The following is a 21,686-nucleotide window of genomic DNA, read 5'->3' on the forward strand; positions in this document are numbered from 1 at the left end:
TACTTTAATAAAGAACCTTTCTATGACTGACCAGCAACATGACACCCCAAGCCAAGATTATAAAGACACCCTAAATCTTGCCGATACCGTATTTCCAATGCGTGCCAATCTCTCAAAGCGCGAGCCTGACTGGCTGGCGGCGTGGGACGCTGATGACGTGTACGGTAAGATTCGTGCGGCGCGTGATGGCGCGCCCAAATACATTTTGCATGACGGCCCTCCGTACGCCAACGGTCAGATTCACTTAGGGCACGCGGTCAATAAAGTGCTCAAAGACATTATTGTTAAGTCAAAGACTTTGTCAGGCTTTGACGCCCCGTATGTGCCTGGTTGGGACTGTCACGGTCTGCCTATCGAGCAAAAAGTCGAAGCCAAGGTCGGTAAAGTCGGACAAAAAGTCTCCGCCACTGAATTCCGTGGTCTGTGCCGCGAATACGCTGCAAGCCAAGTCAAGCTACAGATGGCAGACTTTAAGCGCTTGGGCATCTTTGGTGACTGGAACAACCCGTATCTGACCATGAACTTCGCCCAAGAAGCGAACATCGTACGCGCCCTTGGCAAAATCTATGACAACGGTCACGTGACGCGCGGCATGAAGCCTGTCAACTGGTGCTTGGACTGCGGCTCTGCGCTTGCCGAAGCGGAAGTGGAATACCATGACAAGGTCTCTGACGCCATCTATGTGGGCTTTGATATCGTCGATAATGCCGCGCACGCTGCCCTTGCTGACATTGACGGCAGCATCATGGCAGTCATCTGGACGACAACGCCGTGGACCTTGCCAGCCAACCAAGCCATCTCGGTACATCCTGAGCACAGCTACAGCGTGGTTAAAACCGATAAAGGCAACTTGCTGCTCGCAAGCGAATTGGTCGATAGCGCGATTGAATCTTTGGGCGCTGAAAACCAAGGCGTATTGGCGACTGTCACAGGCACCGAGCTGGAAAACATTCAAGTACAGCATCCGCTGATTGCTGAGCGTCAAGTGCCGATTATCCTAGGCGAGCACGTGACCACTGACAGCGGTACGGGCCTTGTGCATACCGCGCCAGGTCACGGTCTGGACGATTATATCGTTGGGCAAAAATACAACCTAACCGTTGAAAACCCAGTGGGCGCAAGCGGTGTGTATTTAGACAGCGCGGCGGTATTTGCAGGCGAGCACATCTATAAAGCCAACCCGCAAATCATCGCGGCACTCAATGACAATGGTCACTTATTGCACCACAGCAAGATTGAGCACAGCTATCCGCATTGCTGGCGTCATAAGTCACCGATTATCTTCCGCGCGACCCCGCAGTGGTTTATCAGCATGGAAGCACAAAACTTGCGCGCCAAAGCACTTGAGGACATCCCCAAGGTTGAATGGACGCCAGCATGGGGGCAAAACCGTATCGAATCGATGATGAATGGTCGTCCTGATTGGTGTATCAGCCGCCAGCGTACGTGGGGCGTGCCAATCACCTTCTTTACCCATAAAGACACGGGCGAGCTGCATCCGAACACCAGCGCGCTGATGGAAGTCGCCGCACAAAAAATCCAAGCAGGCGGTATCGAAGCGTGGTTTGATGCCAGCTGTGAAGACTTCTTAGGTGAAGACGCGCAGTATTATGACAAAGCAACCGACACGTTAGATGTGTGGTTTGACTCAGGAACGACGCATTTTGCCGTCCTTGAGCAGCGCGATGAGCTGACCAACCCTGCCGATATGTACCTAGAAGGCTCAGATCAGCATCGCGGCTGGTTCCAGACCTCGCTATTGACCTCAGAGGCGATGTACGGTCGCCCGCCGTTTAAGCAAGTCTTGACGCACGGCTTTACCATTGATGCCAAAGGGCGCAAGCTGTCAAAATCGCTTGGCAATACCAAAGGCTTTGAGCCGCAAGACGTCTTTGATACGCTCGGCGCGGATTTCCTTCGTTTGTGGGTCGCCTCGGTCGATTACCGCTACGAGATGTCGGTCAGTAAAGCCTCATTCAAAGGTGCAACTGACCAATACCGCCGTATCCGTAATACCTTGCGCTTCTTACTTGCCAATACCGATGACTTCGACCCTGCGACCGACAGCGTGCCGATGGATGAGATGGTCAGTCTCGATAAATTTATCCTAGCGCGTGCGCAGGACTTGCAAGCGCAAATCATCAGCGCCTATGACGCGATGGACTTTCACCAAGTCACCCAGCACGTGACTGCGTTCTGCTCGCAAGACTTAGGCGGCTTTTACTTAGACATTATTAAAGACCGTCAGTACACCACCAAAGCCGATGGTCAGCCGCGCCGCTCAGCACAGACCGCGATTTATCATATCGCCCAAGCGCTGATTCGCTGGATTGCGCCTGTCTTGTCATTCACGGCGCAAGAAGCGTGGGAAGTGTTGAACCAAAAGAGTGCTAACGCCGACCGCTATGTGTTTACCCAAGCGTGGTATCAGCTGCCTGACTTTGACCTTGAAGTCATCAACAGCGAGGACTGGCAGCGTATTTTGGACGCCAAAGACGTGATGAACAAATATATCGAAACCGCACGTGAAAATAAGGTCATTAACAGTAACCTCTCTGCCAGTGTGACGCTGTACGCAGACGGCGCGTTGTATGATAGTCTTGCTAAGCTGGGCGATGAGCTGCGCTTTGTTCTTATCACCAGTCATGCTGAGCTGTTGCCGTTTGCGGACGCTTCTGACGATCTAAAAGCCTTGGCAACTGCCGAAGACGGTGCTGATGCCATCGCTGTTGATGTGACGGCCGCCGAAGGCACCAAGTGTGTGCGCTGCTGGCACGTACGTGATGATATCGGTGTTGATAGCGCCCATCCTGAGCTGTGCGCGCGCTGCGTGAGCAACGTCGCGGGCAGTGGCGAGGTGCGTGACTATGCCTAATAGTCCTAATCCCAATGAGCACGCGCCGAGTGAGCAAAAAGACACGCGTGCGCCTGCACACGTGACCACAGGCAACTCAAGCGTGCCCAAAGGACGCCTGAATAAAAACCAGCCTGTTCTTGCCAATGGCAGTAAGGCATTTTTGTGGTATGGCTTGGCAATCTTGCTGTTGGTGGTTGACCAATGGACCAAGTGGCTTGCCGAGACGACGCTGACCTTCCATCAGCCTGTGCCTGTGATTGAGCCTGTGCTCAATTGGACGCTCGCGTACAACTACGGCGCGGCGTTCAGCTTTTTAGCCGAAGCGGGCGGCTGGCAAAAGTGGTTTTTTGCGGGGCTGGCGCTAGCCATGTCGCTGTTCTTGCTCGTTTACTTGATGCGCGTGCCGCGTGAAGCCAAACTATTATCAGTGGGTCTGGCGCTGATGCTCGGCGGTGCGGTGGGCAACTTGATTGACCGCTTACTGCATGGGCATGTGATTGATTTTATTCATGTGCATTACTACGATGCGTGGCACTATCCGATTTTTAACATCGCGGATATGGGCATCAGCATCGGCGTGGCGCTGATTGTCATTGATATGCTGTTTTTGGAAAAGAAACGCCAGCGCTAAATATTTTTGCCCTGACGCTTTTTTATATCGTCCTGCCACTTTTCATGGGTGGCAGGATTTTTTATGCGTGGTCTTTGGCTTGTGATACGCGCTACAATGTTATTAAAACGACAGCGGCTGGTAATACATCAGCGCCATCAGTCCCGCTAGGTTTATCAGCACGGTCATATAATAGGTCACGCGAAACTCTGCTTTTTGTGACTTGTGGCGCAAGTAAGTTTGCGCGACCATCGCCCCTGCCCAGCCGCCTGCCGCACTTAGTAAATGCAGCGTAGACTCAGGCGTCCGCCAGCCATTATTTTGCGCCGCACGCTTGTCTTTGGCATACATCAGATAAGTGACGACGCCGAGTGCGATATACCAGCCCACGACCAACCACGGAATGCTGCTACTAACAGCAAGAACCATCAGCACGACATAAAAGCCGATGGCAAGATACAGGCGCTTTTTTTGTCCCGCCTCAAAGTCGGCTTGCTGACTGCGCTGTTGATTACGCTTACGGATTTGACTGTTTTTTTGTGCCATCTTTTGTTGTACGAACGCCAGCTCTTGTACTTTTTCGGCACGTTGTCGCCCTTTGGCATCTTTCCCAATCTCGAACACCACCGCGTCGCCAACGAGGGGACACCGCGCCGCTTTAAAGTCACTAATATGAAAAAATAGTCGCTCATTGCGCTCGGTTTGGATAAAACCAAAGCCCTTATCGTCTTGCCAATCGGTGACGTGCCCTTGATGTTTGCTGCGGCTTTGGGAGGTACTCATGGGTGTCCTTATCTACAGTGCATAACGCGAGTAATGGTTTTAGTCGCCCATTATAGCGCACTATTTTTATCGTTTTCGCTATTAGGCTGCGCGGTTTTATCGCCACCTATTGTCTGTTTGCGCTCTGCTACGCTTTGTATGTCTGCCGTGATTGTTTGTCTCTTGGGCACGCGAATACGCGCAGCTATGCTAGACTAGAGCCCTTGTTTATATATCAAAAGAGTCCCCATCGCCATGACTGACACTCAATTTATCAATCCTAACGAAGATACCCGCATCACCCACGGCAGCCTTGTGAAGCTGCATTTTGAGGTATCGCTCGAAAACGGTACGCTTATCGACACCACCTTTAACCGCCCTGAGCCTGTGGCTTTGACCATCGGTGATGAAAGCTTGCTGCCTGGGTTTGAAAAGGTACTGATTAATCTGCGCGCAGGCGACACCCGCACCGCGCATCTGCCCCCTGAGCAAGCCTTTGGTGAGTGGAATCCTGACAATGTACAAAAATTCAACCGCACCCAGTTTGACCATGCGGCAGGCACGCCTGAAATCGGCATGATGATTGAGTTTGAAGACAAAGGCAAAAACACCTTGCCAGGCGTGGTACGCGCGATTGATGACGATGAGGTCGAGGTTGATTTTAATCACCCGCTAGCAGGACAGTCGGTGCTGTTCAAAGTCCAAGTCTTTAAAGTCACCCCACCTGGCGTCACTGGCGTACAGCTGATGTAGCGCAGCCATCATGCGCACGATTAGACGCGTCTGACAACCTTGACCTACACTATTTACGTATATTATTTACCCGTTTTATTGTACCGCGCTATGCTGTGACGCGATGCACAGGCATAGCCGCTTTCATACTAAGAATAAAATCTGACAACCCATAATACGAAACAAGGATAACCCGATGCAATACAACATCCTGCCGCAAATCGACGAAAAAGTGTCCAAAATCTGCTTGGGCACCATGACGTGGGGCGAAAAAAACAGCGAAGCCGAAGCACACGAACAGATGGACTATGCGCTTGAGCGCGGTGTCAATTTTTGGGACACGGCGGAAATGTACCCGTCACCACCAGACAAAGACAAGCAAGGCGCAACCGAGCGCTGTATCGGCTCATGGTTTGCCAAAAACAATCGCCGCGATGAGGTGATACTCGCCAGCAAAATCTCACCATTGGGCTTTTTGCGCGATGGGCAAACGCGATTTACTGCTGAGCACATCAGCGCAGCGATTGATGACAACTTGGCACGCTTACAGACCGACTATATCGATGTCTATCAGCTGCACTGGCCTGAGCGTCAGACCAACTTTTTTAGCAAGCGTGGCTATACCAATGAGATGGCAGCGCAGTCACTAGACGATTTGACGCCGTTTTTGGAAACCATCCAAGCGCTGAACGATGAGATTAAAAAAGGTCGCATCCGCGCTTATGGGCTGTCAAACGATACCGCGTGGGGCTTGATGCGTTATTTGTGGGAAGCCGAAAAAAATGGTCTGATTCCGCCAATCACCGTCCAAAACCCCTATAGCCTGCTCAACCGCTTGTACGAAGTGAACATGGCTGAGATTGCGCACCGCGAAAATGTCGGGCTGCTCGCCTATTCGCCGTTAGGCTTTGGCGTGTTGTCTGGCAAATACTTACATGGTCAGCGTCCAGCAGGCGCGCGCCTAACCGAGTACGACCACTATGCGCGCTACACCAGCCCTCAGGCAGAATGGGCGACCGAGCAATACGCCAAAATCGCCGCCGATGCAGGCTTAGACATGGCACAGATGGCGCTCGCATTTATCAACTCGCGCGCCTTTGTCACCAGCAACATCATTGGGGCGACCTCAATGCAGCAGCTCAAGAGCAACATCGACAGCATTGATGTGACACTAAGCGATGACGTACTCGCCGCGATTGAGACGGTACATGAGCGTCAGCCAAACCCATCGCCATAATCTATCAGGCACACAAATATGCCGCATAAAAAAGGCGACAATGCTTAGATTGTCGCCTTTTTTCTTATGACTTTTTTATAGAGTCGTTCTTATGCGGACTTTTCTTGGTCAGCGGTTACGTCTTGTTCTGGCTGTGCGCCTTTGGCAAGCACGCGAGAATGCAGCTCTACCAGACCATCACGCATGGCTTTTTGTAGCTGATTGGTCAGCTCGCTTTTGGTCTTGCCTTGGGTGTCAATCGCAGCGAGTGGCAACACATAGGCGGTCACGTCACTGGTATCGAGTACACGTTTCATGCTGCCTTTCATGGTTTGCTTGCCGTAATAAGGCAGCGCTTTACTGAGTGTGCCGTCTTTATTGGCATAGCAAAGCACGATAGGCTGAATCGGTACATTGGCATCAACCGCTGCTTGTAGCAAACTGCCATGAATGCGGCGAATTTTGGTACCGTCACTGGTAGTGGCTTCTGGGAAGAAAATCACAGGAAAGCCTTGTTTTAAAAAGTCAGCAATCTGTGAGCTGACCGAGCCGACATCGCCTGAGCCGCGCTGGATAAACAGCGTGCCCGCCGCGTGTGCCAACTTGCCAAATACAGGCCAGTCGCCAATCTCCGCTTTGGATAAGAAAAACGCAGGGCTGACCGTACCGACGACGGGAATGTCCATCCACGACACGTGGTTTGACACCCACAGACCGTGATGCTGGGGTACTGGTTCGACCTCAACCACATCGACCCCGAACGAGCCTGCCATCTTGCGGCAAAAAATCTGAATGTAGCGTGGCAGCTTGTCACGCGCAGGCTCACGAAATGAGCCAATGCGCTGGGCGGCGCGAAAGCCACCCGCAAGCGTGGTGGTCATACCAGCGATTTGCTTGCCGCGGTTCAGCTGGCGTCTTACTGAAAATCTTGAGCGAGGTTGGCTCATTGTTATCCCTCATTATTAATTATTCGTCTATAAAAAATATCAGACCCGGCAGCATGGTGCTGCGCGTCTGAATCAAAACCCAGCCAGTATAACAAACTTCATTCGCGCAATGAAAATTTGTTCATCATAGCATTATGCCCTGTCGTCGCTTTCTTGCAAGGCTCATGGGTATTTTTGTCGTCAGTCGTGCTTTATTGCAGTGTCAGCCTTTAATATCTGTGATTGCGCCCACATATATAGCCGTATCCCCCAACCTTTATTATTTTTATAACGTATTTTCACTTCCCTTTTTATTACATCAGCATAGGTGACTATTTTTGGAATATTTTGACAGATATGAAGGCGGCGAACGTGCCATTTTGGTTCATTTGGACATCCGCCAATTGCAAGACCCCGACGATTTGGGCGAGTTTGAGCTGCTGGTCGACTCAGCAGGCGCGCAGCGTTTGGCACTGGTCACAGGCTCGCGCTTAAAGCCTGATGCCAAGTACTTTGTCGGCTCAGGCAAGGCAGAAGAGATTGCCGAGCTGGTACGCTTGCACGATGCGGACATTGTGATTTTTAACCACAGCTTATCGCCCTCGCAAGAGCGTAACCTAGAATCGATTGCCAAGTGCCGCGTGCTTGACCGTACGGGCTTGATTTTGGATATCTTTGCCCAGCGCGCGCGCACCTATGAAGGTAAGCTTCAGGTCGAGCTTGCGCAGCTCAACCACTTATCGACGCGTCTGGTACGCGGTTGGACGCATTTGGAGCGTCAAAAAGGCGGTATCGGTCTGCGTGGTCCTGGTGAAACACAGCTTGAGACTGACCGCCGCTTGCTACAAACGCGCGTCAATCAGCTCAAAACCAAGCTCGATAAAGTCAAACAAACCCGCGCCCAAGGTCGTGCCAAACGGCAAAAGTCAGACGTGCCGACCATCTCTTTGGTTGGCTATACCAACGCGGGCAAATCGACGTTGTTTAACCGCTTGGTTGATGAAAATATTTACGCCGCTGACCAGCTGTTCGCGACCCTAGACCCCACTTTGCGCCGCTTGGATTGGCAGGGCGTTGGGCGCGTGGTGCTCGTGGATACGGTTGGCTTTGTGCGTCATTTGCCGCACGAACTGGTCGAGTCGTTCCATGCGACGCTAGAAGAAACGCTAGAAGCGGACTTGCTACTGCACGTCATCGACTCTTCAAGTGAAGACATGCACGAGCAAATCAACGCGGTAAAAGCGGTACTGGCAGAGATTAACAACGATGTGCCCGTCTTAAACGTGTACAACAAAATCGATTTAACGGGTGAGCCGCCACACGTGGGCTACGCGGACAAAGACACGCCGAACCGCGTGTACCTGTCATCACGCGACAATCTTGGTATCGATGGGCTATCACTTGCCGTGCAGCAGCTGCTCACAGGCACGCTGACGACCTTTGATTTGACCTTGCCGTATGATGCAGGACAGCTCAAAAACGCGCTGTACGAGCTGAACGTCATCGAAAAAGAAAGCTACGATGATACGGGGCATGAGCATCTGACCGTCCGTCTGCAAAGTGACAAGCTCAAGCAGCTGCTGGGGCAAGCAGGACTGTCGCCAAAAGACGTGCTGCCAGCAGCGCAGGCGACCTTATTGATGCCCAAGCTTGAAGAGTTTGAGCAAAAAACTCCTGCCGCGAGCGATGCCGATACGGCGCCTTTAGAAGATGCGGACTTTGACGAAGCGTCTTTGGACTGAGTGTCTTTGACGTGAGTGTCACTATCCTTATTTGATTGACTGTCATCCAAACGCGCTGCTTATAAAAGCAGCGCGTTTTTATGCGCGGTATTAAAAATTTATCGCCCTGCCAAGCCATGAATAATCTTAAGAAAAACACCTTGTTAGCATGGAGCGGCGCATACTGACGAACCTTAGCGTCACCGCTTATTGCGGCACTGGGGTTTATGCCTGCCGCGCTCAGCGTTATAATCCTTGTTATCCGTACCCGTGATACGTCATCATGCGGCAGGTTTTGCCTATACGTACTCGCCGCCTCTCTTATCCGCAAGGACACATTATGACCACCCAAGCCGCCACCGCCTTACCACGCTGGGCAGGTATTGTCATTACCTTAGCATTGGTCATACTGGTGCGCGAATCAGCGGTACTTATCTGCTCAGCGCTCGGTATCGATAAGGCGGCCAACATTGTCGGCATGGTGGTGATGTTTGCTTTACTGATGCTGTGGCGCTGGCGGCGCGGCTTGCCCAGCTGGCTGACGGGTGCCAGTAATGTTTTATTGGTCGATAGCGGTTTTGCTTTTTTGCCCGTATCGGCAGGCGCGGGTATCATCTTACTGTCGATGGGCAATGAGCTGTGGGCGGTACTTGCCACGGTGATTATCAGCACCTTACTGCCCATGTGGGGGCTGGCACATTTGGCGCAGCGCAGTCTAAAAGACACTCCCTCTGCGCAGACCCGCCCACCACAGCGAGGACAGTCGTGATGTTTTTGACCGTGATTGCCGCTTTTGTCTTGACCTTGATGGCGCACATCAGCGCGCGTCTGTTGTCGCGCCGTCTGCCCGCCTTGCCGACCGTGATTACCGCCATTGGTTTGGTACTGATATTTTTATGGGTACTCGGCTGGGACTATACGCATTATTATGCCGCCGCGCAGCCTGTGTTTGACCGCCTGCTCGGCTATGTGACGGTACTGCTGGCGATTCCTTTGGCAGCGATGGATTTTAAAGGCTTGCCCGTCAAGCGCTTAAGTCTGATTGTAATGACCGCCAGTGTGGTCGGGGCGCTACTGCCTATGAGCGTCGCCTACTTATTGTCATTGAATGTAGACACCATCTTGGCCTTTGCCACGCGCTCTGTGACCACACCCATCGGTCTTAGCGTGGCAAGTTTGATACACGCGCCGCTAGCGATGGCCAACTTGATTATTATCATCTCAGGGTTGCTGGGCGGTACGCTAGGCAAGTTTTTATTTGCCAACGTTCATGACGACCGTGCTAAAGGTCTGGCGTTGGGACTTGCGGCGCACGCCTTTGGCACAGTCGAGGCGTGGCAAATCAGTACCACCGCAGGGCGTTATGCCGCTTTTGGCTTGGCGGTGAATGGACTGCTCACGGCGGTATGGCTGCCCTTTTTTGTCAGCGCCTTGTCATTATCATAGCTTATCATTCAGACGTATTGCGCCCAGCTTAATTTGATACTCCTGATATTACGCGCTATCACCTCGGTACGACTGTTCACTTTTATTGATTGCTCAAAGTATAATATCACCGCTGGTTTGTCCGTTTTGTGTTATACCGCTTTTAAAATATAGACAGCATTGTAGTCATAGTGTTTATTGCATTTTGATAATTTTATCAATAACTTACTGATTTAATTTAAAAAATACCATTTTTACAAAATAATTGCGGATTATATCTGCTTTGTGAGCAATATCATGTGGCAAGCAGATATTTTGTGCTATAGTAAGCAACTATTATCTTTTGTATCTACTGCAAGTACCTTTCGTGATTTTTGTTGGTCATCGGCACACGGATTTTGCCCAGCTGTGCATCACAGCGACCCGCTGACCTATGGATAACCCAGTGATTTGCGACCTTCTGATAAAAAGTGATACCACTATGATACATGCTGCTATGCCCCGCCCGCGTCTTTGTCTTCTGCTCTCAACCCTTTTTACCCTCAGTGCCTTATCCGTCAGCGCCTTTGCAGGCGAGATGTATATCTATAAAGACAAAAAGGGTCAAGCCTTACTGACCAATGTCAGCCCCAAAGGCACCAACTTTGGCAAATATACCAAGCAAGTCAAAGTCACCTACTACAAAAACAACGCCAGCAACAACAATGACTATAGTAGCAATTACGGCAGCAACAGCTACAGCAATGCGACCGCAAGCAGTAGCCGTAGCCGCGATGCCTATGACAGCTATATCCGCGCCTCCGCGGCGCGTCACGGGGTCGACCCTGCATTGATGAAGGCGATGATGCATACAGAATCTGCCTTTAATCCCAATGCGCGCTCGCCTGTTGGGGCACAAGGGTTGATGCAGCTGATGCCCGCCACCGCGCGCCGCTTTTCGGTCAGCAACCCTTGGAATCCTGCAGAAAACATCGAAGGCTCTGCCAAATACATCGCTTGGCTGATGCGCCGCTTTAATGGCAATGTCGAGCACGCGGTTGCAGGCTACAACGCGGGCGAAGGCAATGTCGATAAGTACGGCGGTATTCCCCCTTTTAAAGAGACACGCAATTACGTCAAAAACGTCATGAGCCGCTACCACACGCTGTATAAAACCGATGCAGGTCTCTACGGCAACGCAATGAGCGCCAGTAACAATGCACCGACCTCATCGCTGCGTAACGTCAGCTACGGCACCAGTAACAACAACGCCAGTATCAGCTATAGCAATGTGAATGCAAATGCCAATCAGGCGTACGCTGCCTTACGCTAATCGCGTATTGCCTTTAGACAAAGCCGCAAAATCCGTATCCCATAAAAAAACCCGCCACAATCATGGCGGGTTTTTTTTAAGCGGGTGTTGCGCTTATTTGCTGGCTGATGCTTGAGCAGCAGCAACTTCAGCAGCGAAGTCTTCTTGCTTTTTCTCGATGCCTTCGCCAACTTCTAGACGTTTAAAGCCAAGTACTTTTACGCCTTCAGCTTTTAGTACGTCACCGACTTTTTTGTCGTTGTCCATAACGTATGGCTGACGCAGTAGCGTTACTTCGTCTAGGTACTTACGTAGGCCACCTTCAATCATTTTTTCAACGATGTTGTCAGGCTTGCCAGATTCTTTTGCTTTGGCTTCGATGATGTCTTTTTCACGTGCCAATACGTCTGCAGAAACGTCTTCGTCGTCAACCGCTACTGGGTTGAATGCAGCGATGTGCATGGCTAGGTTTTTACCAGTCTCTTCGCTGCCGCCTTCGTATGAAACCACAACACCGATACGGATACCGTGACGGTATGACGCTAGGTTGTCGCCTTCTACAGTCTCAGCACGACGAACTTGGATGTTTTCGCCGATTTTTTGTACCAATGATACACGCGCTTCTTCAACAGTCTGACCGTCGCCGTATGGCAATTGAGCAATTTCGCTCACGTCAGTGGTGTTGTTTTCAAGAGCAAGGTTAGCGACTTTTTCAGCAAATGCGGTGAAGTTGTCATCTTTTGCAACGAAGTCAGTTTGGCAGTTGACTTCTAGTAGCAAGGCTTTGTTGCCACTTTGTGCGATGATGATAGCGCCGTCAGCAGCGATGTTGCCTGCTTTTTTAGCGGCTTTGGCTTGACCTGATTTACGTAGGTTGTCGATGGCAACTTCAACATCACCATTTGACTCTTCTAGCGCTTTTTTACATTCCATCATGCCAAGACCAGTACGGTCACGCAATTCTTTTACCATTTTGGCGGTTACTTGTGCCATAAAATTTACCTCAGTATTGTTATATAAAAAATAATTGGGTGTTATGGTACCAAACATCAGCGATAAGCGCAGGGACGCAGCAAAGTATTGCCACTACCCCATAAGAACAAGGCATGACGAGTCATCCTGCATCATGCCTGTGTTACGCGTATCTGACTGACAAAGGCGGCGCTACGTAGCAACGCAGGCAGCCTTATGTGTGATTACTGGTCAGCTTGCGCTTCTTCAGCGTCTTCTACCACTTCTTCTTGCTCAGCTGGCGCATTGCCGCTGGCTTGAGTTTGTGCGTACTCTTTACCTGCGATGATTGCATCAGCAACAGAAGTGACGTACAAGGTTACTGCACGGATAGCATCGTCGTTCGCTGGGATGATGTAATCAACGTTGTCTGGGTTTGAGTTGGTATCTACGATACCGATAACTGGGATACCTAGGTTTTTAGCTTCTTTGATAGCGATCGCTTCGTGGTCAACGTCAACAACGAAGATAGCGTCTGGTAAGCCGCCCATGTCTTTGATACCGCCCAGTGAACGCTCAAGCTTTTCCATGTCGCGAGTACGCTCTAGTGCTTCACGCTTGGTTAGCTTAGCAAAGGTGCCGTCTTCTGCTTGCTTTTCAAGCTCTTTTAGACGGTTGATTGACTGGCGTAGGGTTTTCCAGTTGGTCAACATACCACCCAACCAGCGATGGTCAACGTAAGGCATACCAGCACGTGCGGCTTGTTCACGGATGATGTTGCTTGCTGCGCGCTTAGTACCAACGAACAAGATTTTGTTTTTCTTGCTGGCTAGGTTGTTTACGTAGTTTAGCGCTTCGTTGAAAGCTTTTACGGTGTGCTCTAGGTTGATGATATGAATCTTGTTACGCGCACCAAAGATGTATGGACCCATTTTAGGGTTCCAAAAACGGGTTTGGTGACCGAAGTGAGCGCCTGCTTGTAGTAGGTCGCGCATAGATACTTGAGTTGGGTTTTGATTCGCCATGGAATATGTCCTTTGTGTTGGGTTATGCCTCCACATCACAAAAACAGCCTATCTGTCGATACGCATCTGCCCCATCAAGGCGCAAATTAATCAAATCAGCAGACACCCAGCAGTTTTTTGCCGTGATATGTGTGTCATTGGTTGGTGGAATTACAAAAATGTGCTTTGGCTGTGATGAATAAATATACATACAAAGCTGCGGCGTATTTTATCACATAACCAATATGAAGCTCTAGTGCTTTATTGGTTTTGTCGCCCACAAAAAAACGGCGTCTGCACGCCGTTTTTTATAAGGACTATCCGCTAAAGCTTAGTTGACACTGATGCCGATGACCGCATCATAGCCACGCCAGCTAAAGGGCGTAATATAGCTGTTGTAGTTTTTACTCAGATAAGCGATTGGGGCGCCATCAACGATGTTGGGCGGCGAGATGACAAAATCTGGACCAAACTCGGTACGCGCGTTACCTGAGATGGTGTTCGCCATTTCGCCAAGCAAGTCCTTCATCATGGTAATAGAAGAGTCAGGCTCTCCCATCGCCGTGATGACCTCACGCAGCATGATGCTCGGTGCGCTCACGTACACGCAGCCTTCAAGTGGGCCTGAGATTTTAATCACACCGCTATAATCATAGCCGATGGCCGATTTGTTGCTGTTTAGATAAGGGGTATCTAAAGCAACAGGACTGTCATCAATTTGCGAAAAAAATGCGCTGATGGAGCTTAAGAACACCCCTAACTTTTCTACTTTAACCATAATATCTTATCGTCCTGACACATTGCACGTGTCACTTAGTCTTGCAAACATACCACAATTTCCCCGACTCGCGATTTCCAAGTCACAGGAATGATAAACGAACGCTCATTTTTGGGCAAAATGATGCTCTGTGGTGAGCCTTTGAACACAAATGGTACTGAGATGTGAAAGGTCGCCCCAAACTCAGTACGCGCATTACCCGCGATGGTGTTGGCCACTTCGCCTGCCAAATCAACAAGGTTGTCTTCACTTTTGTCAGACTCGCCCATATTGTCCAAAATACAATTGAGCAACTCACGGGTTGATGAAAAATACACCACACCCTTTTGTACCCCTGAAATACCAATCACGCCGGTATAGTCGTGTACTTTAGGCTGCTCATTTTCTAACAGATAAGGGGTGTCTACTTGTAACTCTTCGCCACCGAACTGCTGGAAGTAACGGGTAATAATGTCTAAAAAAATCTGAAGTTTCTTTTCTTTCATAATCGCCTCTATAATCCGTGGATACGGTTAGTCTTGCATCAATTCTTCTAAAGCATCAACCAGCTCTTCTTCAGAAAACGGCTTGCATAAAAAGCCGCTGGCACCTAAAGACAGCGCTTCGATACCTGTGGCTTTATCCGATAATGCCGACACAACCAAGATACGCACTTCAGGATCTTGGGCAATAATTTTTTCGATACATTCAAGACCATCCATCTGTGGCATGGTCAAATCCATAGTGATAACGTCAGGACGGTGAATACTGAATTTTTCAAGCGCTGCCACCCCACTGGTCGCGGTGGCGACCAAGGTGAACTTGCCTGAGTCATAGGCGCGCTGAATACGGTTTCGAATGATATTAGAATCATCAACAATCATTAATTTATACATAGTTTATCCATCATCCTTAATTTAAGCGTTTGGCAGGGTAATCACAAAGCGCGTCATTTTACCAAGCTCGCTATTGACATTGAGCGTACCGTCATACTCTTTGACTTGTGCCTTAATGATGTCTAGACCGACACCGCGTCCACCGTCTTCATCTGCTGATTCTTTGGTTGAGAATCCTGATGAGAACAGCGCACTGAGTAGCTGGCCGCGCTCAAGCTCACGCGCTTCGTCGGCGCTATAACGACCCAACGTTACCAGACGGTCACGGATATTATCATAGTTGATGCCTTGACCGTCATCTTGAATGGTAATCACGAAATCTTTATCGTTATTTTCCATGGTCAAATCGATGTTACCGGCTGCAGGTTTGCCCAGACCCATACGTACAGATGGCGACTCAACCCCATGCACAATAGCGTTACGCAGCAATTGGATGCTGATTTCTTTTACCGCTTTGTTCAGGTGCTGCGGAATACGGATATTTTTTAGGCTTTCGCTGCTAAGCTTGATTTGCTTGCCTTGACGCGCCGCAATTTCACGCGCGAAATCTTGATAATAAGCGTATAGGTGGTCTTGACCATCGTCATTCAAATCAATGCTTTCATTGATCGTTTCATGCACAGGCGCCGCACTTGTACTCGCCGCTGTTGCCGCCGCTGCGGTAGTGGCTGTCGCAGCCGCCGCTGGGGCTGAATGGTTGATACGATGACCCAAGCTTTCAATGGTGTTTGATAGGCTGAGCAACTCATCGAGCTGTACGGTCAATGGCAAGAAGTCATTACCCGACAGTTTGCCCTGATTTTGTAGTGCGTACAGTTTGTCTTCTGCTTCTGAGGCAATCTTAGTAAAGCTGTGCAGCTTAAGTGCTGAGGCTTCACCTTTTAGACTGTGCATTTCGCGATAAATCGCTTTGAGTTTGTTCTCAAGCTCATACTGCGAGCTGCCTGGGTTTTTTAGGATGTTGTTGATTTTTTCGATGTTGATCTTGGTGTTGCTGATAAACTCGTTAATCACTTTTGGATTTACGTTCAAGATGGTGGTCAACATCTCAATCTGCATGTCGTTCTGCGCACGTTCTTTTTCTAGGCGCTGCTCAAGCAATACCGCGTCAGAGACGTCACTTACGTTGACCAAGATACGCTCAATGTCTTTGCCTTCATAAACCCGCGAGAACTTAAAGTCCAAGAAGCGGCTGTCTGAGCTTTGCTCACCTGAGGTGTTGTGTAGCATGACCTTGTGTAGCGGGTTTAGTGAGTCAACCAGCTTTTCTTTCACACGTGGGTTGTACAGCTGCTCAATGAACTGACGGGTGGTCGACAGGTCTTTGTCTGAGATGCGTCCACGCAGTACCTGCGCAAAGTTTTCGCCAGCCAATTTTTTGGTACCGATAATACCTTCAAGCGCGCGCGAGTGCTGCTGACCGATGTTCAGGTCTTTGTCCAATAGGAACAGACCCGTGTTTACGGTCTCTAGAATCTCTTCGGTTTCGCGACGGGCTTCGAGTACTTCGGCATCACTTTCACGCAGACGACGTACGAAGAAGAAGATGAAGATTAGGAAGTAGCCCAAGATGGCCGCAACACCCAAAATCTGAATCAAACGAATGGTACGTGCTTGACGCTCGGCATCAAGGAAAACGTCATTCGTCAAACCTTCAAGTGATTCGTTCATCAAAAGACTTGAGGTCTTTGCCTGCTCAACTGCCTGAGTCAGTTCATCCGCAGAGCTGACCATGACGTTATCAGCGTCCTTTAAGTATGCCTGAATACGTGGCTCTAACAGTTTCCACTGCTCATCAGCAGCTTGCAAGTTTTGCTGCGCCTCACCACTAATAGTTGGCAAGGTATAATTACTGCCATCAACCGTAATCGTACCGCCCGTACCGATTTGACCGATAGATTGGTTAATCAAATTGGTATTTTCTTCCAAACGCTCAAGTACGCGTTGAATGTGCGGTGAGTTAGTATCTTCACCATAGCTGCTTTCTAAATCGAACAAATCCTTAATTACCGATTGCGCGCTGTTGGCAACTTGGTTGGTTTGGTCAATCAAAACCGTATTACGCTCAAGCAAGCTTGAAGTATAAAAGGTGAATGCCAAAAGCGCTGCAATTAGCGATAAAAACAGCGCAATCGAGATAATCAGACCACGGTAACGACCGTTATTTACAGTATTTATCGCCATGATTACGCTCCTTCTTTACTGGTTGGCGTAGCATTTTTAGAGGCTGCCGCGTCTTGATCACCAAGCCACCGTTCACCAATTTTTGCAAATGTTCCATCTGCTTTTAGTTTGGTAATACCGTTATTGACTTTATTAATCAGTTCATCATTGCCTTTTGCCATAAGAATGACCTGCTGCGCGGCAGGATTGTCCGCACCTTCATAAGCAACGATGTTTACTTTATGTTCAGGATGGTTTTTGGCAGTGTATTGAAGAATTGGTAAGTCATGTAAGATAGCATCCGTTTTGCCTTGCACTAAATCTTCATACAATAAAAAGGCTGTTGGCTGACTGTTTAGCGTCTTATAACCACCCATTTGTTCTACATGGTTATAAGATTTAGACTGCGCCATTGCTGTGACATTTTTACCCTGTAGATCCGCCAAGCTGTTAATAGCTAAATTGTCTTTAGCGTACATAATAGCAGCAGGGTTAAAGTAATACGGTTCAGACAAGCCGTATTTTGTCGCACGCTCATCGTTGTAAGAAATGCCTGCAATTCCTATATCACGCTCGCCCGACTCTACACTATCAAACATGTCTTGCCATGCTTCTTTGTAGAACTCGACCTTGAAACCTTCTTTTTCGCCAATGGCACGTATTGAATCAATGTCAATACCTTGCATATTGCCGTAATCATCCTGAAACGAAAATGGCGGCGTTGTACCTGTGGTTGCAACTTTCAATACAGGAGCGTCTGCTGGCAAGCTGCTAACAAAGGTATCCTGACCTTTTTCTTGAGTACCTTTATCAGCGGCGGTTTCTGGTTGGTTGGTATTGCTACATCCAACCATACCAACGCTTAGCACAAGTGGGAGTATTCGGTAAAGCTGTTTCATGGCACATCCTTGCTACTTCGTGAAATTCTTTAAATATCATCTACAAATAGCTTTTTACAAAGCTGTAAGATTAAATGACAAATAAAAGGCGTACTTATTACATACAGTTACACCGAATAATACTGAAGCAATCTAAGAAATGCAATTGTTATCTAATGCTTCATTCATGACTGCATAGACATTACAAATGAATAGTATTGATTATCAACAACTTATAGAACTATTGTTTGTTTAAAACAACTTTATCTCTTTTTAGAATCAATTATTTGCATTTTCACAGACTTATGTTTCTTTAATAATCTATAATCCCTTATTTTATTTATGGTTATTTTTATAGACATTATTTGGTATCGTTCGGATTCAAGGTTTTGTCGACACGAACCAAACGGCAATTCACCGATACAAACATCGGGATGCATAGCTTTAATACAAAAGTGATATTAAATAGAGCTAAGGACAAGTCACCGAATATACCGACAGGGCGCATAAGCCAACCTTTTAGCATACTTGCCAATCTATACGGCGCTTTAAAGTACGTCGTATACTGAGTTGACGCTCATTTGATTTGTACATGATAGAGGAGGCGCTAGAAAAGTCAGGCATGCAAGGTAATATCTACAGCTATATACAAATATGGTAAGGATAAAAAATCATGGACTGTGACTTTACTAAGTCACGCAAGAGCTAAAAGCAGTGATGCCATAATGATGTTTACCTACTATATTAGACCTCTTACTCAATCAATAAAAAAGCACTATCAGGTCGGCGATTTTGCAAGAGGTCTGCTATATGGTACGGACGTGTCAGTCGTATTTTAATTTGCTTGTTCAGTGGCTTTAGGCGTACTGTCGAGTGGTTGTGATGCACTACCAATCCAGCGCTCTTCACTTTTCTGAATAGCGTCCGTATTTTTTATGTTGGCAATACCTTGATTGATAGTATTGATCAATTGCTCATTGTCTTTAGCCATCAATATCACTGATTGCGAGGTTGGTTCAGACGCTTTTTCGTATGGCACTACAGTCAATTTATATTCTGGGTGGTTTTTGGCCGTATATTGTAAGATTGGCGCATCGAGCAGCGCGGCATCGATGTTGTCTTGTACTAGGTTCTCATACAGTAAGAACCCTGTTGCATATCCAGTTATACTCTCTTGCCCACCAACAGCTTCCATCTGAGCTGCCTGCTTAGCGCCTTCTAGAACACCGACACGCAATCCCTTTAAATCACTTAATGTATTGAGTTGATGCTCGCCTGATTTGTACATAATAGCGGAAGGGTTAAAATAGTACGGCATAGATAGGCCATACTTTTCATTACGCTCGTCATTGTAAGAAATACCAGAAATAGCCAAATCTCGCTCACCCGAGGCAACACTATCAAACAGCTCCTGCCACGTCTCTTTATAAAACTCGACTTTAAAGCCTTGATCTTCGCCAATAGCGCGAATGATATCAATATCGATACCTTGCATATTGCCGTAATCATCTTGCATTGAGTAAGGTGCTAGGTTACCTGTCGTGGCAACTTTGAGTACAGGGGCATCATCAGGCAGACTGCTGACGAATGTATCTTTGGCTTGTTCTTGAGAACTGTCATTAGCCGTAGTTTCTGGCTGGTTGGCATTGTTACAGCCTACCATACCAACGCCCAATACAAGTGGGAGTATCCGGTAAAGTTGCTTCATAATCCATCCTTGGAAAGTAATGTTAGTATGCAGTGCAAAAATAATGACTTAGTAAGATAAAGCAATATTTTCGCAAGACTTGTTTACATAAAGCTAAAGTAAATAATACGTGTCAAACTTTTGTATTGCAATACCTTTGTTAGCACATCATTGATACGATATTGATGCATGGAGAGCAAAGTTTTCATTTTCTTCTAAAAAATTGAGTCTGACATTAGAGAAACCGAAACGAGAGGAGTTATCTTTGAGTTTCAATCTGCTCCAGCCCTCTTGCAACATGGTAATATGTACAACGAACATGCACTTCTGCTTTGAAAAATCAAGTGATGACTAGACACTAGACATAAAAAAGCCCTTTATGAAATAGGGCTTTTAACAACTGAGTCGGAGCTATTCAGCATCGTCTAAATTTAAATTTTTGTCTATTCTCCACACCAGCAGACAGCCAAGCCCCATCAAGGCAAACATGGTAATGCCCAGCTTTAAGACAGGATTGACGGCAAACAGATTCAACAACAATCCACCAAAAATACCGACAGAAAACATCAGCGAGCCTTGCAGCGCACTGGCCATACCCGCACGGCGCTTTTGAAACGCCAGTGCGATGGCTGACGCGTTCGGCTGCGTCAGTCCCAGTCCTGCAATACAAAAGAAGATACACACCAAGACCAAAGGCAGCCATGCACCGCTACCAAAGACAACGCCCAGTACGAGCAATCCTGCTGAGGCAACCACCTGTACCATAGCGCCAAAACGCAGTAAGCTCAGAATACGAAAACGATTGGTCAACCATTGGTTCAGCTGTGTTAAAGCGATGAATCCAGCGGCATTGACCCCAAACACCCAGCTGAACTGCTGCGCTGAGATGCCATAGCCATCCATCAGCAGCTCTGAGGCGGCGCTGATGTAGACGAACATCGCGCCCATCAACAGACCACCACCGATGGCAGGATAGTTAAAGGTAGGGTCTTTTAACAAGTCCCAATATTGACTCAGCACTTCTTTGGCAGGGCGTACGTTGCGATTCTCAGGCGCCAGGGTTTCTTTAAAGAAAAACTTGGTCAGCAGTAAGTTTAATACCCCAAACCCTGTCAAAAACCAGAAGATAGAATGCCAACTAAAAAATTCCAAAAACTGCGCGCCAAGCAGCGGTGCCAAGATAGGCGCAAGACCCATCACCAAAATCATAATCGAAAAGGCTTTTGCCGTCTGGCGTGCGCTTAAACGGTCACGGATAGCCGCGCGCGTAACCACAGCGCCAACGCAAGCGCCCAAGGCCTGTACCGTACGACCTACGAATAAGATATATTCATTGTTGGTGGTAGCACAGACCAATGAGGCGACCACATACAAGCTCATGCCAATGTATAACGGCTTTACGCGCCCAACACGGTCGCTAAATGGACCATAAAACAGCTGACCGAATACCAAGCCTAAAAAGTACGCGGGTACCGAGTTGGCAATAAATGCGGTGGGTACATCAAAGCTTTCGGCCATCGCGGGCAGCGCGGGCAGATACATATCTATCGATAACGGACCAATAGCAACCATAAGACCAAGCATCATAATCCATGCAACGGGCAGCTCAGAAGAACGCACGCGGTCAGCGGGGTTTGGCGGGGTGGGTTTTGAAGCAGACATAGGTACAACCGTAGATTTTGTGAGTATTAAAATAAAAAACAAGCCGCCCAGCGCGCACCTTTTAGGCACGCGACAAATGGTTATTGTATGGCGGTTATGCGCGTACCCATCCGTCATTAAAAGATGAGCGCGCTTTATGTATAGGGTG

The 21,686-nt window shown here is 48.5% G+C and carries 19 protein-coding genes; 8 read left to right on the forward strand and 11 right to left on the reverse strand.

Going from position 1 to position 21,686, the window contains the following annotated elements; genetic code table 11:
- Positions 1 to 22: 22 nt before the first annotated feature.
- Together ileS and lspA are read left to right on the forward strand one after the other, a co-directional pair.
- Positions 23 to 2,875: an isoleucine--tRNA ligase gene (gene ileS, locus JMW05_RS04235; protein WP_201504136.1), complete on the forward strand. Its 2,853-nt coding sequence runs from the start codon at positions 23 to 25 to the stop codon at positions 2,873 to 2,875.
- Positions 2,868 to 3,488, forward strand: a complete 621-nt coding sequence (gene lspA, locus JMW05_RS04240; RefSeq protein WP_201504137.1) for a signal peptidase II — start codon at positions 2,868 to 2,870, stop codon at positions 3,486 to 3,488. Before ileS ends, lspA begins: the two co-directional genes overlap by 8 nt.
- 102 nt (positions 3,489 to 3,590) lie before the next feature.
- Here the strand turns inward: lspA and JMW05_RS04245 are convergent, their stop codons facing one another.
- A complete protein-coding gene (locus JMW05_RS04245; RefSeq protein ID WP_201504138.1) occupies positions 3,591 to 4,250 on the reverse strand; it encodes a DUF1294 domain-containing protein in 660 nt (219 codons plus the stop codon).
- 234 nt (positions 4,251 to 4,484) lie between these two features.
- Between JMW05_RS04245 and fkpB the strand changes: the two genes are divergently transcribed.
- On the forward strand, positions 4,485 to 4,982 hold the full coding sequence (gene fkpB / locus JMW05_RS04250) for an FKBP-type peptidyl-prolyl cis-trans isomerase (RefSeq protein WP_201504139.1): 498 nt from the start codon (positions 4,485 to 4,487) through the stop codon (positions 4,980 to 4,982).
- A gap of 175 nt (positions 4,983 to 5,157) precedes the next feature.
- Positions 5,158 to 6,198 carry an aldo/keto reductase gene (locus tag JMW05_RS04255; RefSeq protein ID WP_201504140.1) on the forward strand — a complete coding sequence of 347 codons (1,041 nt, stop codon included), beginning with the start codon at positions 5,158 to 5,160 and terminating at the stop codon, positions 6,196 to 6,198.
- 89 nt (positions 6,199 to 6,287) lie between these two features.
- Here JMW05_RS04255 and JMW05_RS04260 read toward each other — a convergent pair whose 3' ends face one another.
- Entirely contained in the window at positions 6,288 to 7,124 is an 837-nt protein-coding gene (locus JMW05_RS04260; protein ID WP_201504141.1) for a lysophospholipid acyltransferase family protein, read from the reverse strand.
- Between the two features lie 317 nt (positions 7,125 to 7,441).
- Between JMW05_RS04260 and hflX the strand changes: the two genes are divergently transcribed.
- The 4 genes from hflX (at position 7,442) to JMW05_RS04280 (ending at position 11,561) form a co-directional block, all read left to right on the forward strand.
- A complete protein-coding gene (hflX, locus tag JMW05_RS04265) occupies positions 7,442 to 8,845 on the forward strand; it encodes a ribosome rescue GTPase HflX (protein ID WP_201504142.1) in 1,404 nt (467 codons plus the stop codon).
- Between the two features lie 319 nt (positions 8,846 to 9,164).
- On the forward strand, positions 9,165 to 9,593 hold the full coding sequence (locus JMW05_RS04270) for a CidA/LrgA family protein (protein WP_201504143.1): 429 nt from the start codon (positions 9,165 to 9,167) through the stop codon (positions 9,591 to 9,593).
- Positions 9,593 to 10,270 carry an LrgB family protein gene (locus JMW05_RS04275; RefSeq protein WP_201505519.1) on the forward strand — a complete coding sequence of 226 codons (678 nt, stop codon included), beginning with the start codon at positions 9,593 to 9,595 and terminating at the stop codon, positions 10,268 to 10,270. Before JMW05_RS04270 ends, JMW05_RS04275 begins: the two co-directional genes overlap by 1 nt.
- 460 nt (positions 10,271 to 10,730) lie before the next feature.
- Positions 10,731 to 11,561 carry a lytic transglycosylase domain-containing protein gene (locus JMW05_RS04280; RefSeq protein WP_201504144.1) on the forward strand — a complete coding sequence of 277 codons (831 nt, stop codon included), beginning with the start codon at positions 10,731 to 10,733 and terminating at the stop codon, positions 11,559 to 11,561.
- A 93-nt stretch (positions 11,562 to 11,654) separates the two neighbouring features.
- Here JMW05_RS04280 and tsf read toward each other — a convergent pair whose 3' ends face one another.
- From tsf to JMW05_RS04325, 9 genes are all read right to left on the reverse strand, one after another.
- The gene (tsf, locus tag JMW05_RS04285) at positions 11,655 to 12,533 is read right to left on the reverse strand and encodes a translation elongation factor Ts (protein ID WP_201504145.1); all 879 of its coding nucleotides are present in this window, start codon (positions 12,531 to 12,533) and stop codon (positions 11,655 to 11,657) included.
- A 203-nt stretch (positions 12,534 to 12,736) separates the two neighbouring features.
- Positions 12,737 to 13,516: a 30S ribosomal protein S2 gene (rpsB, locus tag JMW05_RS04290; RefSeq protein ID WP_201504146.1), complete on the reverse strand. Its 780-nt coding sequence runs from the start codon at positions 13,514 to 13,516 to the stop codon at positions 12,737 to 12,739.
- Positions 13,517 to 13,826: 310 nt separating this feature from the next.
- Positions 13,827 to 14,273, reverse strand: a complete 447-nt coding sequence (locus tag JMW05_RS04295; RefSeq protein ID WP_201504147.1) for a chemotaxis protein CheX — start codon at positions 14,271 to 14,273, stop codon at positions 13,827 to 13,829.
- Between the two features lie 35 nt (positions 14,274 to 14,308).
- Positions 14,309 to 14,758: a chemotaxis protein CheX gene (locus tag JMW05_RS04300; protein WP_201504148.1), complete on the reverse strand. Its 450-nt coding sequence runs from the start codon at positions 14,756 to 14,758 to the stop codon at positions 14,309 to 14,311.
- Between the two features lie 27 nt (positions 14,759 to 14,785).
- Positions 14,786 to 15,148 (reverse strand): response regulator, encoded by a 363-nt coding sequence (locus JMW05_RS04305; protein ID WP_201504149.1) that lies wholly within the window; start codon positions 15,146 to 15,148, stop codon positions 14,786 to 14,788.
- Positions 15,149 to 15,169: 21 nt separating this feature from the next.
- Positions 15,170 to 17,332, reverse strand: coding sequence for an ATP-binding protein (locus JMW05_RS04310; protein ID WP_201504150.1), 2,163 nt, complete (start codon positions 17,330 to 17,332; stop codon positions 15,170 to 15,172).
- A 2-nt stretch (positions 17,333 to 17,334) separates the two neighbouring features.
- Positions 17,335 to 18,210, reverse strand: coding sequence for a substrate-binding periplasmic protein (locus JMW05_RS04315; RefSeq protein WP_201504151.1), 876 nt, complete (start codon positions 18,208 to 18,210; stop codon positions 17,335 to 17,337).
- Positions 18,211 to 19,024: 814 nt separating this feature from the next.
- Positions 19,025 to 19,897, reverse strand: a complete 873-nt coding sequence (locus JMW05_RS04320; RefSeq protein ID WP_201504152.1) for a substrate-binding periplasmic protein — start codon at positions 19,895 to 19,897, stop codon at positions 19,025 to 19,027.
- A 390-nt stretch (positions 19,898 to 20,287) separates the two neighbouring features.
- Positions 20,288 to 21,538 carry a multidrug effflux MFS transporter gene (locus tag JMW05_RS04325; RefSeq protein ID WP_227691436.1) on the reverse strand — a complete coding sequence of 417 codons (1,251 nt, stop codon included), beginning with the start codon at positions 21,536 to 21,538 and terminating at the stop codon, positions 20,288 to 20,290.
- Between the last annotated feature and the right edge of the window lie 148 nt (positions 21,539 to 21,686).

Source organism: Psychrobacter aestuarii, assembly GCF_904846035.1.
Lineage (GTDB): Bacteria > Pseudomonadota > Gammaproteobacteria > Pseudomonadales > Moraxellaceae > Psychrobacter > Psychrobacter aestuarii.